11 protein-coding genes and 3 pseudogenes are annotated in these 14065 nt (G+C 67.8%); 8 read left to right on the top strand and 6 right to left on the bottom strand.

From position 1 onward, the window contains the following. Positions 1-33: 33 nt before the first annotated feature. Positions 34-264: pseudogene (locus ACV7NQ_RS00310) on the bottom strand (aldehyde dehydrogenase family protein); the annotation flags it as partial. A 280-nt stretch (positions 265-544) separates the two neighbouring features. Here ACV7NQ_RS00310 and ACV7NQ_RS00305 point away from each other — a divergent pair. After that, positions 545-922, top strand: coding sequence for a hypothetical protein (locus tag ACV7NQ_RS00305; RefSeq protein WP_463366087.1), 378 nt, complete (start codon positions 545-547; stop codon positions 920-922). Beyond that, positions 886-1259 (top strand): annotated as a pseudogene (locus ACV7NQ_RS00300) (chymotrypsin family serine protease); the annotation flags it as partial. The gene ACV7NQ_RS00305 and the pseudogene ACV7NQ_RS00300, both read left to right, overlap by 37 nt. A 15-nt stretch (positions 1260-1274) precedes the next feature. Here ACV7NQ_RS00300 and ACV7NQ_RS00295 read toward each other — a convergent pair. After that, positions 1275-2378 carry a glutamate--cysteine ligase 2 gene (locus ACV7NQ_RS00295; RefSeq protein WP_463357730.1) on the bottom strand — a complete coding sequence of 368 codons (1104 nt, stop codon included), beginning with the start codon at positions 2376-2378 and terminating at the stop codon, positions 1275-1277. An 80-nt stretch (positions 2379-2458) separates the two neighbouring features. Between ACV7NQ_RS00295 and ACV7NQ_RS00290 the strand changes: the two are divergent. Together ACV7NQ_RS00290 and cynS are read left to right on the top strand one after the other, a co-directional pair. After that, positions 2459-2563: pseudogene (locus tag ACV7NQ_RS00290) on the top strand (LysR family transcriptional regulator); the annotation flags it as partial. A gap of 366 nt (positions 2564-2929) precedes the next feature. Then, positions 2930-3376, top strand: a complete 447-nt coding sequence (gene cynS, locus ACV7NQ_RS00285; protein WP_463357729.1) for a cyanase — start codon at positions 2930-2932, stop codon at positions 3374-3376. Between the two features lie 281 nt (positions 3377-3657). Here the strand turns inward: cynS and ACV7NQ_RS00280 are convergent, their stop codons facing one another. Then, positions 3658-4440, bottom strand: a complete 783-nt coding sequence (locus ACV7NQ_RS00280) for an IclR family transcriptional regulator (protein ID WP_463357728.1) — start codon at positions 4438-4440, stop codon at positions 3658-3660. Positions 4441-4527: 87 nt separating this feature from the next. Here ACV7NQ_RS00280 and hutH point away from each other — a divergent pair, with 87 nt between their 5' ends. The 3 genes from hutH (at position 4528) to ACV7NQ_RS00265 (ending at position 9354) form a co-directional block, all read left to right on the top strand. Next, positions 4528-6075, top strand: coding sequence for a histidine ammonia-lyase (gene hutH / locus ACV7NQ_RS00275; RefSeq protein WP_463357727.1), 1548 nt, complete (start codon positions 4528-4530; stop codon positions 6073-6075). Between the two features lie 281 nt (positions 6076-6356). Then, positions 6357-8009: a urocanate hydratase gene (gene hutU, locus ACV7NQ_RS00270; RefSeq protein WP_463357726.1), complete on the top strand. Its 1653-nt coding sequence runs from the start codon at positions 6357-6359 to the stop codon at positions 8007-8009. 40 nt (positions 8010-8049) lie between these two features. Continuing rightward, complete coding sequence (locus tag ACV7NQ_RS00265; RefSeq protein WP_463357725.1) at positions 8050-9354, top strand: formimidoylglutamate deiminase; 1305 nt, start codon at positions 8050-8052, stop codon at positions 9352-9354. 116 nt (positions 9355-9470) lie between these two features. On the opposite strand, the gene ACV7NQ_RS00260 is transcribed toward ACV7NQ_RS00265, so the two are convergent. The 3 genes from ACV7NQ_RS00260 to ACV7NQ_RS00250 form a co-directional block, all read right to left on the bottom strand. Further along, positions 9471-10343, bottom strand: a complete 873-nt coding sequence (locus ACV7NQ_RS00260; RefSeq protein ID WP_463357724.1) for a slipin family protein — start codon at positions 10341-10343, stop codon at positions 9471-9473. A 178-nt stretch (positions 10344-10521) separates the two neighbouring features. Beyond that, positions 10522-11424 (bottom strand): dienelactone hydrolase family protein, encoded by a 903-nt coding sequence (locus ACV7NQ_RS00255; protein WP_463357723.1) that lies wholly within the window; start codon positions 11422-11424, stop codon positions 10522-10524. Between the two features lie 298 nt (positions 11425-11722). Further along, positions 11723-12169 (bottom strand): MarR family winged helix-turn-helix transcriptional regulator, encoded by a 447-nt coding sequence (locus ACV7NQ_RS00250; protein WP_463357722.1) that lies wholly within the window; start codon positions 12167-12169, stop codon positions 11723-11725. A 72-nt stretch (positions 12170-12241) separates the two neighbouring features. On the opposite strand from ACV7NQ_RS00250, the gene ACV7NQ_RS00245 reads away from it, so the two are divergent. After that, complete coding sequence (locus ACV7NQ_RS00245; RefSeq protein WP_463357721.1) at positions 12242-14062, top strand: ABC transporter ATP-binding protein; 1821 nt, start codon at positions 12242-12244, stop codon at positions 14060-14062. The last annotated feature ends 3 nt before the right edge of the window (positions 14063-14065 follow it).

Raw genomic sequence — 14065 nt, 5'->3', positions numbered from 1 at the left:
CGAGCAACGCCACCAGCGCCGAAAGCGCGATGGAGAGCCCTGATCGACGATTCCGAGCGCGGACTCGAACCCACCGGGGGCGGCATCGTCGTACACGTGGACGGCGAGGATCGGGCCGAAGTATTCGGTGTGGAACGACTCGTCGGTGGGGTCGCCGCCGGGCAGCACGGTCGGGTCGACGAAGTATCCGACGCTGTCGTCGGCGTGACCGCCTGCCGCGATCGTCAGGCCGGCGGTGGCCTTCGCGCGGGCGAGGACCTCGGCCATCGCCGCTCGCATCATCTCCCGCAGCCTGGAGGCGCCCCCCACCGAGACGCTCCTGATTCAGCGCCTGTTCGGCGCCCGAGGTAGCGGGGTGGACGTCCCGGCGGTGGCGAGCGCGCTGAACATTCCGGTGACCGGGCCCGCCGCGGTCGTCGGATTCGCGCTCACCGGCCGAGAACTCGTCGACCGACCGAGCGTCCCGCCCTGGTGAGCATGCTTCGCTTGCACGCCAGGTCTTTTCGGCGCGACGCGGTGGTCACCGCCCTCGATGACCGCGTGTATGCCCAGCTATCAATCCGAGCGGGTGGTGACCGCATGGACGCGGCAACTGGTCGAGCAGTTCGAATCGAAGCGTTCGCTGGTATTGCGCGCCATCCCGGTCGCCGAACTCGCCGGTGTCGCCGCCGCTCGCACCGAGGTCGACCGGGTCCTCGACAGCACCGTCGCCTCCTTCCCGAAGGGCCGGGTGACCCCGCTGGCCGAATCCCGCACCGCGGTACTGCTCGGCGAGATCCTCGATGTCGTAGGCGCCCACGCCGAACTGCACGATCCACGCCTGGACGCGCTGTTCGGCTACGACCGGAAACACTCGGCGAACCTGCGCGAAAGCGTCGAGACGGTGACCGTGGCATCATCCAGTTCGATCCGGACCGGATGACACCCGTCAATCAGATCGGGAACGTCACCATCACCGGCGTCGGCGGACCGGCGCAGTTCCCGATGGTGGTCTGCAAGAAGGGCCGCACCACCGGCAGTACGTGCGGTGTCGCCTGGGGCGACGTTCTGCGGACCAACAGCGAGACCTGGACCCAAATATGTGTGTCCTGGAAGGCGATTCCGGCGCGCCGGTCGTCGTCGGCTCGACGCTCGTCGGCATGGTGAACGCCTATCTGGCCATCGGCTGCTTCGGTCCGACGGTGGGGACCAATATGAGCGCGATCATGGACGACATCAACGCGCGAGGGGATATCGGTGCCGGGTTCGCGCCCATTTGATGCGGTAGGGAGTCGTCAGTAGCACCCCTCCAGGGTTGCCTCGCTCAACGCGGCGACGACATCGCCGACATCGCAACGTCCACGAAAAGCGTTGCGCTGGCGCATCGCACCGTTGCCGCGAGCCAGCACGGTCGTCACGGTCTCGGCGACGAAAGTCCGCTCACCCAACACCTCCAGTGCGGGTTCGACGTACTCGACGAGCCGGGCCAACTGGTCGCGAGCCGGGCGGACGCGCCCGTCCACCGGATCGACACAGTCGCCGTCGATGCCGCTGCGCGCGGCCTTCCAATACGCCGCGCGTAGTACCTCGGCGGCGACCGTGGGAGCAGTTCTCCCTTGCGCCAACGACTTTCGCGCCATCAGGACAGTGGCCCGCACCAGGGTCGCGAGCAGCGCGGACTCCTCGGCCGTCGCGGGCACATCGCTGACACGGACCTCGACGGTGGGAAAGGAGACCGACGGTCGGACATCCCAATAGACCATCTTCTCGTCGAAAATGCTGCCGCTGGAAAGCATCATGGCGACCATCGTGTCGTACTCGCCCTCGGACGCGAAGTACGGCGGCGGACCCGCGCTCGGCCAGCGCCGCCACAGGATGCTTCGCCAACTGGCATAACCGGTTTCGGTGCCACGGTAGATCGCGGAGTTCGCGGTCAGCGCGAGGAATAGCGGCAGCCACGGTCGCAAATAGTTGCTGACCTGAAGCGCGGCTTCGCGATTCGGCACCGCGACATGAACATGGCATCCGCACAGACCCTGTTCGTGGGCGAGCATGCCGAAGTCCGCGGACATACGGCGATAGCGCGGAGTATCGGTGATCGGAAACGTGTGCGGCACGGTCGGCGGAATCGCCACTGCCAGCAGCAGGGCATCGTTCTTCTCGGCACAGACCGCACTGCCTCGACGTAGCTCGTGCAGTTCATCGAGCAGTTCCGTCGCGCTGGTGTGCACGGTGGTGCTGGTCTCCACCTGACACCGGGTCAGCTCCAATTGCAGGCTGATGCCGAGTTCGGCCGCCGTGCGTGCGACCTCGACGTTCTTCGGGACGGGCGCACCGGTCCGCGGATCCGCAAGGAGAAACTCCTCCTCGACACCGAAGGTCGCCGAGTGTGAGTCCATAGCCGCAGAATACCCGCTGCCAGCAGGGCAAACGCGGTGTTGCGTCGGATTCGACGCCGCAATGTGTTCACTGATCTGCCATGGTGCGGGTGGCCGTGTGGGAAGAGTTGCATTTCGGGCGGGCGGCGCAGCGGTTGCATCTGACTCAGCCCAGTCTCAGCGCGCAGTTGCAGAAGTTGGAGAAGTAGCTGGGTGTGCAGTTGGTGGCGCACCGCGAAGCCGAGCAACTGCCAGCCGGTGATCAGGATGATGACGCCGTGGGCGGTGTCGACGTCGTAGACCCAATTGCCTCGCCACTCACGTCGACGCCCTGCGTGCCGCCGGCAGCCGAGTCGAGGTGATCACACCGGATGCGGACTCCGGCAACGCCTTCGGCCGCAATCAGCTGGACCCGGCAACCCGCGCAGGCTCGGGCCGAGCCGGTTTCGCCAGGCCAAAGCTATTTCCGCGCAGGTGGCGGCTCTGTGGCAGTGACCATCGGTGCTTGTGACCTGGTCGAGGGCGCCTCATGTCGCCTCGACACCGTTGCGCGCGTCCTTTACCGTGCCCGTATGACGACCAAGAAGCAGGCGGGCGCCGCGGTGCTGGCCGCCAAGGCTCGGCTCGGGCTGACCTGGGCGCAGCTCGCCGAAATGCTCGACGCGCCTGAGGCGTGGATCGTGGCCGCTCTGCTGGGCCAACACCCGCTCACGGCCGAGCAGGCCGAGACCGCGGCCCGGATCCTGGAACTCGGCGCCGAGGAAATCGCCGCGTTCGTGGCCCAACCCACCCGCGGCGCATTGGACGACGCGGTGCCTACGGACCCGACGATTTATCGTTTCTATGAGGTCCTGCAGGTGTACGGGCCCGCGATCAAGGAGCTGATCCACGAGAAGTTCGGCGACGGCATCATGAGCGCCATCAACTTCAAGATCGACGTCGATCGCCGCGACGATCCGGGCGGCGAGCGCGTCGTCGTCACGCTGGACGGGAAGTTCCTGAAGTATCAGTGGGGCTGAGAGAAGTCTCGGCGCGGCTGACTGGGAACCCAAGGGCAACAACGGCACATGGGTCGTCAGACAGAAGGGGTGACGGCCGGGTCCAACAGGACTCGCCACCGATCCGGTCCCGGTTGCTTGTCCGCGCGACGAGTTTCAGCGCCTCCGCCTCGGCCTCCCCGACATCGAGATCCTCGACGACGAGGTCGAGGTGAATGTGCTTGGGATGGCGCCGTTCGGCCAGGTCGGCGGCTGATAGTCGGGGACGCGACCATGGCGACGACGCTACCGAAGAGCGGCGCTCAGGTGGGTCGGCCGCCGATGCGGCGGGTGAGATCGTCTGCGGTGCCACGGACTTGATGGGCTAGGCCGGACCAGTCGGTGTCGCAGGGTTGTTGTGCGCAGTGGTGGCGCAGGGTCACGCTGATTGCCGCGATCGGGCGGTGGTCGTGGTCGAATATGGGGTAGGCGACCGAGGCGAAACCGGGGGTCACGTGCCCGTCTTCGCAGGCCCAGCCATGGCGGCGCTCCGCGGCGAGGGTGCTGCGCAGCTGCGCGAGGGTGGCGGGTCCGCGTTCGGTGCGGCGCACGAATGCCGACGCGGTGGGAAACAGGGCGCGAACTTGCGCGGCGGGCAGGTGCGCGAGGATCGCGCGCCCGGAGGCGGTCAGCTGGGCGGGTAACCGGACCCCGACATCGGTGACCAACGTTTCCGGTCGGGCCGGGCGTTCCTTGATCAGATACAGCAGTTCGCTGCCGTGCAGCACGCCCAGGTGCGCGTTGTGACCGACCCGTTCGACCAGTTCGCGCAGCAGCGGTCGGGCCAGCCGTTCCAGGGGGTCGTGGCGCAGGTAGGCCGAGCCGAGCTCGAACGCCGCGATGCCCAGTCCGTAGCGCCGTTCGGCGGGCAGGCGGGTGACGAATCTGGTCTGCTCGAGTTCCGCGAGCAGGTGGTAGGTGGTGGAGCGGGGCAGGTCGAGCTCGCGGGCGATGGTGGAGGCCGAGACCGGTCCGGCCCGCCCGGCCATCAGCTGTAGAACCGCCAGTCCGCGCCGTAATGCCGGTATATCGCTGCTCGGACCCATGGCCACTTCCTCGGATGTCTCGGATACCAGACACAAGCTGGCCGCGCCTCATTCTCCACCAGCGTTCGGCCCTGTGGAATGGTGTACATGCCGGATACCACGCAGTTACCGACAGTCGAGCTGGACGGTCCGTTGTCCTTGGCGCGGGTTGTCGCCGTCGCGCGCCTCGCGGCGAAGGTGCGATTCAGCGAGGCCGCCGAGAAACGTCTGACCGCCGCGCGCCAGCACGTCGACGCGCTGGCCGCCGGGACCGTTGCGGCCTACGGTGTATCCACCGGCTTCGGCGCACTCGCGACCCGCCACATTCCGCCGGAGAGCCGCGCGGCGCTGCAGCGCTCGCTGATCCGCTCGCATGCCGCGGGCACGGGTCCGGCGGTCGAGCCCGAGGTGGTGCGGGCCATGATGCTGCTGCGGCTGCGCACCCTGGCCACCGGGCATACCGGTGTGCGGCCGGAGACCGCGGCCACCTTGGCCGCGATGATCAATGCGGGTGTCACGCCGATCGTGCACGAATACGGTTCGCTCGGCTGCTCTGGTGATCTCGCGCCGTTGGCCGCGGTGGCGCTGGCGTTGATGGGGGAAGGGGAGGTCATCGATTCCTCGGGCGCCGTTGTCGCGGCCGGAACGGCGTTGCGCGCCAACGGCATCGAGCCGGTGACCCTCGTCGAGAAAGAGGGGTTGGCGCTGACCAACGGCACCGACGGCATGCTCGGCATGCTGGTCCTGGCGCTCGACGACCTGCACCGACTGCTCGATATCGCCGACCTGACCGCCGCGATGAGCGTGGAGGCACTCCTGGGCACCGATCGGGTGTTCGCCGCGGACCTGCAGGCATTGCGGCCACACCCCGGCCAGGCGCGCTCGGCGCAGCGGATCAGGGCCGCGCTCGCGGGGTCGGAGATCGTGGCCAGCCACCGCGGCCCGGACTGCAATCGGGTGCAGGACGCGTACTCGTTGCGCTGCGCGCCGCAGGTGCACGGCGCGGCCCGCGACACCGTCACACACGCCGAAACGGTCGCCGAGCGAGAGTTGGCCGCCGCCATCGACAATCCGGTGGTGCTGGCCGACGGACGGCTGGAATCCAACGGCAACTTCCACGGTGCGCCGGTGGCCTACGTACTCGACTTCCTGGCCATCCCGGTCGCAGACGTGGCAGGCATGGCCGAACGACGGACCGACCGGATGCTGGATGTCGCACGCTCCCATGGCCTTCCGGCGTTCCTGGCCGCCGACCCCGGTGTCGATTCCGGTCACATGATCGCCCAGTACACCCAGGCGGGCATCGTCAGCGAACTCAAACGCCTTGCCGCGCCCGCGTCGGTCGACTCGATCCCGAGCAGCGCGATGCAGGAGGACCATGTATCGATGGGCTGGTCGGCGGCACGCAAGCTGCGCAGGGCGGTGGACGGCCTGGCCTCCGTCCTTGCGGTGGAGTACCTGACCGCTGCCCGCGCCCTCGACTTCCGCGCCCCCCTGCGTCCCGCCCCGGCCACCGCCGCGGCGCTTGCTCTGTTGCGCACCAAGGTTGACGGACCGGGACCGGACCGGCACCTCGCCCCCGAAATCGCTGCAGCCAGAGAGCTCATCGACTCCGGCGCATTGCTGAACGCGGTCACACCCCACCTGAAGGTCTAACCCGGTTCCCTGCGGAGGGAGGCATCCATGGCACCAGCGATTCTCACCGAGCCTTGGGTCAACCATCACGGCCCCACGCCATACGCGGCCTGCCCGGTTGCCGATCGAGTCGCGCTGCCGAGTGGAACACCGTTGGGAGTGGGTCTCGCTGTTTGCCGCCACCATGTGCCACTCGCGCGAGGCAGTCGCTGTTCCCGATGTCGCAGCCATGTGCGACTCGCGGGTGGCGCGGACGTCCCGGTGGCGGTTGTGTCGGATTTCCTTGGGATGGAGGGATTGTGATGGCGCGGACGGTTCGGGCGGCGCGGGGGTCGCAGTTGACGGCGAAGAATTGGCAGGCCGAGGCGGCGCTGCGAATGCTGCACAATAATTTGGATCCGGAGGTGGCGGAGCGGCCGCAGGATCTGGTGGTGTACGGGGGCACCGGGAAGGCAGCCCGGAACTGGGCCAGTTTCGATGCGATCAGCCGGTGTTTGACCACGCTCGAAGGCGATGAGACCTTGCTGGTGCAGTCGGGGAAGCCGGTCGGGGTTTTCCGGACGCACGAGTGGGCGCCGCGCGTATTGATCGCCAACTCGAATCTTGTTGGGGATTGGGCGAATTGGCCGGAATTCCGGAGGCTGGAGGCGCTCGGTCTGACCATGTACGGGCAGATGACCGCGGGGTCGTGGATCTACATCGGCACCCAGGGCATCCTGCAGGGCACCTATGAAACCTTTGCCGCCGTGGCGGACAAGCGATTCGGCGGCACCCTGGCGGGCACGCTCACACTGACGGCCGGGCTCGGTGGGATGGGCGGCGCGCAACCGTTGGCGATCACCATGAATGGTGGTGTGGCACTGGTGGTCGAGTGCAATCCTGCCCGTGCCGAGCGGCGCAGGCACGACCGCTACCTCGACGAGATCGCCGACGATTTCGATGACGCGGTGCGCCGGGTCGCCGCAGCGCGCAAGGCGCGAAAGGCGTTGTCGGTCGGGCTGATCGGCAATGCCGCAGAGGTGCTGCCGGAGCTGCTCGCCGCCGGTGTGGAGGTCGATATCGTCACCGACCAGACCTCCGCGCACGACCCGCTTGCCTATCTGCCGCGCGGTGTCGCCCTCGACGACTGGTCGGACTACGCGGCGAAGAAACCGGACGAATTCACCGATCGGGCACGGGAATCCATGGCCGACCATGTCGACGCGATGCTCGGGTTCCTCGATCGCGGGGCCGAGGTTTTCGACTACGGCAACTCGCTGCGCGGCGAGGCGAAACTCGGCGGCTGCGAGCGGGCGTTCGACTTCCCCGGGTTCGTACCGGCCTATATCCGTCCCTTGTTCTGCGAGGGCAGAGGCCCGTTCCGCTGGGCCGCGTTGTCCGGCGACCCACGCGACATCGCGGCAACCGACCGCGCGATCCTGGATCTGTTCCCCGGCAACCAATCCCTGCGACGCTGGATCAGCCTTGCCGGGGAACGCATTGCTTTCCAGGGACTTCCGGCCCGCATCTGCTGGCTCGGCTACGGCGAGCGACACCTGGCCGGCCTGCGCTTCAATGAGATGGTGGCCAGCGGCGAGGTGCGGGCGCCCCTGGTGATCGGACGCGACCACCTGGACTCCGGCAGCGTCGCCTCCCCGTATCGCGAGACCGAGTCGATGGCCGACGGTTCCGACGCCATCGCCGACTGGCCGCTGCTGAACGCCCTGGTCAACACCGCGTCCGGCGCCAGCTGGGTGTCGATCCATCACGGCGGCGGCGTCGGCATGGGCCGCTCCATTCATGCCGGGCAGGTGTGCGTCGCCGACGGCACCGAGCTGGCCGCGCAGAAGATCGAGCGAGTACTGACCAACGACCCCGGCACGGGCGTCATTCGACACGTGGACGCCGGGTACGAACGTGCCGGCGAGGTCGCGTCCGAGCGTGGTGTACGGATCCCGATGCAGGAGGCCAAGTGAGCGGCGGCAGGCGGCCTCGGCCACAGGAGGTGCTGGTCATATGAGCGCATTCTGGGCCGAATATGCCTGGCTGCCCTATGGTCTCGCGGAGTCGGTCGGCATCGATGTCGACGGGGCCGTGATCCGATCGGTGATGGTTGGCGCTGAGCGGACGGGGAAGGTGTTGCGCGGGTTGACCGTTCCCGGGTTTGCCAATGCGCACTCGCACGCATTTCACCGGGCGTTGCGGGGGCGCACGCACCGTGATCGCGGCACGTTCTGGACCTGGCGGCAACGGATGTATGCCGTTGCGGCGCAGCTGGATCCCGATTCGTATTACCGACTCGCGCGTGGGGTATACACGGAAATGGTGCTGGCGGGATACACCAGCGTCGGCGAGTTCCACTACCTGCATCACGGGCCGGGCGGCGTGCCCTACGACGATCCGAACGCGATGAGCAAGGCATTGGCCGCCGCGGCCGACGATGCCGGCATTCGGCTCACTCTTCTCGACACCTGTTATCTAGCAGGAGGATTCGGCTGGAAGCTCGAAGAACATCAGGAGCGATTCAGTGACGGCGATGTGGGTGCCTGGGCCGAACGCGCGGCCGCGTTCACGCCGAAGCCGGACTTTGTGCGCACCGGGGTTGCCGCGCACTCGGTGCGTGCCGTGCCGCCGGGCGCACTGCGGGTGGTCGCCGAACAGGCCGCTGGTCGGCCGATACATGTCCACCTGTCCGAACAGCCTGCCGAGAACCGAGATTGCCTTGCCGCGCACGGCCGCACCCCGACCGCGCTGCTTGCCGAGACGGGCATGCTCGGTCCTGACACGGTCGCCGTGCACGCCACGCATGTGACCGGCGCCGATATTCGGCTGCTCGCCGGAATGCGGGCGAATGTGTGCTTCTGCCCGACCACCGAACGCGACCTCGGCGACGGCATCGGCCCCGGCCGGGCGCTGGCCGACGCGGGAGTGCGACTGTCGCTGGGTAGCGACAGTCACGCGATAGTGGACGCTTTCGAGGAATGGCGGGCACTGGAACTGAACGAGCGACTGGCCAGCCGCGAGCGCGGCCGGTTCGACCTGACGCAGTTGTTCAGCGCGGCAACGGATCACGCATCGATCGGCTGGCCCGAGGTCGGCCGCATCCACGCCGGCGCGGCAGCCGACCTGGTGACCGTCGACCTCGACTCGGTCCGCACCGCGGGCGCCGACCCGGCCGCCGCGCTCTACGCCGCCACTGCCAGCGATATCCGAGAGGTGCTGATTGCGGGCAAGCCCGTGGTCTCCGACCACCGGCACCGGCGGCTGGAACACCCGGAAACGGTACTGCGAGACGAGATTCGAGCCTTGACTCAGCCGTGATCGCAGGTATCGGCTCGCGGACGGGCACTGTCGTCGTGATCGACGAGCAGCGCTACGACCGGTCCCGACACCCTCAGGTGACCGCATTCCTGAGAGCCGCTCGCCGAACGCCCGCGTCAGTCGGACGCGGCTGTAGGTGTCACCGGGTCGGTGCTTCCGTTGGGTCCCGGTATCGACACCGGTTGGATCTGTTGCGGGTTTTGGGCCGAATGCAGGCCCGCGGCGGTGGTTTCGCGGGCGAAGAAGGCGCCGATGTCGCCGATCGCGCTCATCAGCTGCGCGGGGAACACGATGGTGGTGTTCTTGTCGACACCGAGTTCGATCAGGGTCTGCAGGTTGCGCAGCTGCAACGCCAACGGGTGCGCCATCATCGTGTCGGAGGCATCCCCAAGCGCCGCGGCAGCCAGCGACTCACCCTCGGCGGCAATGATTTTCGCTCGCTTCTCGCGCTCCGCCTCGGCCTGTCGCGCCATCGCCCGCTTCATGCTGTCGGGCAGTTGGATGTCCTTCAACTCGACCAGGGTGACCTCGACGCCCCATTCCAGGGTGGTGGTATCGAGGATCTCCCTGATACCCGCGTTGATGACATCCGTCTCGGCGAGCGCCTCGTCGAGGGTGTGCTGTCCGACCACCTTGCGCAGCGTGGTCTGCGCGATCTGATCTATCGCCGAGTACACGTCCTCGATCGCGACGACCGACCGCTCGGCGTCGACGACCCGGAAGTAGGCGACCGCGGAGATATCGACGCTGACGTTGTCGCGGGTGATGATCCCCTGCGACTGGATCGGCATGGTGATGATGCGCATCGTCACCTTCCGCAGCCGATCGATGACCGGAATGATGAAATTCAGGCCCGGTTCCCGTACCTCGATGACCCGTCCGAGCCGGAACAACACGCCCTTTTCATACTGGGTCACCACTCGAATCGACAGTGCCAGCGCGATCAACGCCACCACTGCCAGAATGACGATTACAACGACTACGTTCACTACTGCTCCTCCCGACGCGCATTCGCGTCGGCATACGACACAAGGTGATCGTCGGGGTCGTTGCCGGCGACAGCGGCGAGATGAGCTTGGTAGACCGTCCGACGCGACTCGTCGAGGACGATCTGTGCTCCCTGTTACCAGTATGCGCTCCGCGCGGGCAGAGTGCGGCTTTCGGGGTTCAGCCGAGCCGGGTGCCGTACCAATCCAGCACGCGCCGCCACGCCTCGCTGGCCGCGGCCGCGTTGTACCGGGGCCCGGTGTCGTTGAAGAAGGCGTGGTCGGCGTTCGGCGCCACGAACACCTCATACGGTAGGCCCGCGCGCTGCAATGCCGCTTCGGCGGCCGGTCGTGACGCGTCGACCCGGGTGTCCAGCGCCCCGTAGATCGCCAACACCGCGGCCTTCGATCCCGAGAGGTCACCGTTGTCCGGGAAGGGACCGTAGAACGGCGTGGCCGCCGCCAGCTTCGGTGCACCGGACGTCAGCAGCAACCACAACAGCCCGCCACCGAAGCAGAATCCGGTGGCACCCAGCTTCTTACCCGGCACCCGCCGTTCGAGTTCGTCGGTCCCGGCCTGCAGGTCGGCGACGAACTGCTCCGGTGCGATCTTGCCGAGTTCGGCGGTCGCGGCGGCCGGATCGGTGAAGGCGGCGGTTCCGCCCGCCTCGGAGAGCAGGTCGACGGCGAGTGCGGAATACCCGGCACCCGCGAATCGCCCTGTCACAGAACGCATGTGGTCGGTGAGGCCCGTGTTCTCGTGGATGACGAGCACTCCGCCGCGCGGCTGTGCTGCCGCTGCCCACGCGCCCTGCAACACCCGACCTTCGGGACCGGGGAAGGTGATCGGCGTGGTGGGTACCGCGGTGCTCATCCCCGGCGGCGTGGACGTCGCGGAACCGGTCGACGATGGTGCCGGGCTCACGGTCTTGTTGCCGCTGGAACAGGCTGCCAGAAGCGCGACCGCCGCCGGGGCGCCGAGCCCGAGCAGCCCGAGGCGGCGCAGCGCCTCACGGCGGGACAGTAGCCCGTCGGCGTGGTCGGCAGCGATTTCTTCGACGATGTAGCGCTGGAGCGGCGTCATGGCCCCCAGCCTAGGACCGAATGCGATCCGCCGATACGTCTTCGGGCGATCGCGTGCGGCGGCGGGGCAGGCGTCGGTGCGGCGCCTCTGCGAGTAGGTCGAGGCGCTGTCGGTCAGGGCTGGACGATGGCGGCGTTGCCCTGCGTCCAGGTGGAGCGCAAGGTGCGAGAGGTGATCCGCGAGCCGGCGTCGGTGCGGCGGAGCCGGTCTCGTGGGCCGATCGGCACCGGGCCGCGATCCGCGCCGCGCAAGCGGAGTACGACCGCGCCGAAGCGAACTGGGCGCGGACCGCACTCGACTAGCCGGTCGGCGCGCTCGCGTCGAGGGTAGCCAGCAGGTGGCGGAGGGTTTCGCGCTGGTCGGGGGAGAGCACGGCGAAGAGTTCCTCGGCGGCCTTCCGGCGCGCGGCCGACATCTGGGTCAGGGCGGCGCGGCCCGCCTCGGTGAGGGTGACCAGCGTGGAGCGGCGGTTGGACGGATCGGGGGTGCGAGCCACGAGGCCCGCGGACTCGAGCGCGTCGACGACGGTGGTGGCCGAGCGCGGGACGATGTCGAGGCGTTCGGCGAGCGCGGCCATGTGCAGGGGCTCGCTCTGACGGGCGATGATGCGCAGCGCGCGGGCCTGGCCAGGGGTGAGGCCGAGCGGTGCCAGGCGGGTCGCCTGGTTGCGGCGGATTCGTTTGGCGGCGCGCAGGAAGAGCTCGGGCAGGTCCGTTTCGGCAGCGGTATCCACAAAGCTGAGCATAGCTCATTGTTCCGTGGAATAATTGTGAGCCATACTCAGTTCTACGGGTAGTTTCCGCGAAAGGAGGCGCCTTTGCCGCCCCCACAGTCTCAGCTCGGCCGGATCGTCCGGCTCTTCCGGCCCTATCGGGCCCGCCTCGCTCTCGTTGCCGCGCTGGTCGGCCTGTCCTCGATCGTCGCGCTCGCCTCGCCGTTCATGCTGCGCGGCGTGCTCGACAACGCACTCCCGAACGGCCGCACTGGCCTCCTGACCCTCCTCGCCGTCGGCATGATCGCCGTCTCGGCGTCGACCAACGTCTTCGGCGTGCTCCAGACCTATATCTCCACCGCGGTCGGCCAGGAGGTCATGCACGACCTTCGCTCCGCGGTCTACGCGCAACTGCAGCGCATGCCGTTGTCCTTCTTCACCGCAACCCGCACCGGCGAGGTGCAATCCAGGATCGCCAACGACATCGGCGGCATGCAGTCGACGGTCACCTCGACTGCGACGTCGCTGGTCTCCAATTTCACCACGGTCGTCGCCTCGGTCGTCGCCATGATCGCCCTGGACTGGCGGCTCACCGCGGTCTCACTGATCATGCTCCCTTTCTTCGTCTGGGTGAGTCGTCGCGTCGGCAACGAGCGCCGCAAGATCACCGCGCAGCGCCAGCAGAAGCTCGCGGGCATGTCGGCGATCGTCGAGGAGTCGCTCTCGGTGAGCGGCATCCTGCTCGGGCGCACGATGGGCCGGTCATCTGCACTCGTCGATAACTTCGCGCAGGAGTCACGCGGACTGGTCGAGCTGGAGATTCGCTCCGGTATGGCCGGTCGGTGGCGGCAGTCGACCATCCAGATCATCATGTCGGCGATGCCCGCTGTCGTCTATTGGGCCGCCGGACTGACCGTCGCCACCGGGCATCCGCTGGTGTCGATCGGCACGCTGGTCGCCTTCACCACCCTGCAGAACGGTCTGCTGCGGCCCATGGTGCAGTTGCTGTCCACGGGGGTCGAGCTGCAGAGCTCGATGGCATTGTTCGGACGAATCTTCGAATACCTGGATCTGAAGCCGGACATCGAGGAGCCGCTGTGGCCGCTGCCACTGTCGAACGCCGAGGGCGAGGTCCGGTTCGACCGCGTCGGCTTCTCCTACGGGTCCGGAACCCGAGATGTGTTGAGCGGCATCGACATCACCGTGCCCGCCGGGACCAGCCTGGCCGTGGTGGGGGAGACCGGTTCCGGCAAGACCACGCTCGGTTATCTCGTCGCGCGGTTGTACGACGCGAACTCGGGACGGGTCACCATCGACGGAACCGATGTGCGTGACCTGTCGTTCGCCGATCTGTCCGCCGCCGTCGGCGTGGTCTCACAGGAGACATACCTGTTCCACGCGTCCGTGGCCGACAATCTGCGCTTCGCGAAACCCGATGCCTCCGATGCGGAACTGTACGAGGCGGCCCGCGCCGCACAGATCCACGACCACATCGCCGGCCTGCCCGGCGGCTACGACACCATGGTCGGCGAGCGCGGCTACCGGTTCTCCGGTGGTGAGAAGCAGCGCCTCGCGGTCGCCAGGGTCATCCTGCGCAACCCGCCGATCCTGGTGCTGGACGAGGCGACCAGCGCGCTGGACACCCGCACGGAGCGCGAAGTGCAGGCCGCCATCGACGCGCTGTCGGCCGGTCGAACCACGATCACCATTGCGCACCGGCTGTCCACCATCCGTGACGCGGATCAGATCGTGGTCCTGGACCAGGGGCGGATCGTCGAACGCGGCACGCACCGGGAACTCGTCGATTCCGACGGTCGCTACGCCGATCTGCTCGCCCGCGATGGCGCCTACGATATCGACCCGGCCCTGGCCTCGTCCGATATCGAGTTACTCGGTCCGCCAGTGGTTTTGGAGAGGGTGGAGTAGATG

The sequence above is a fragment of the Nocardia sp. Tas62D01 genome, from assembly GCF_055232035.1.
This window is presented reverse-complemented; position numbering and strand designations above follow the sequence as displayed.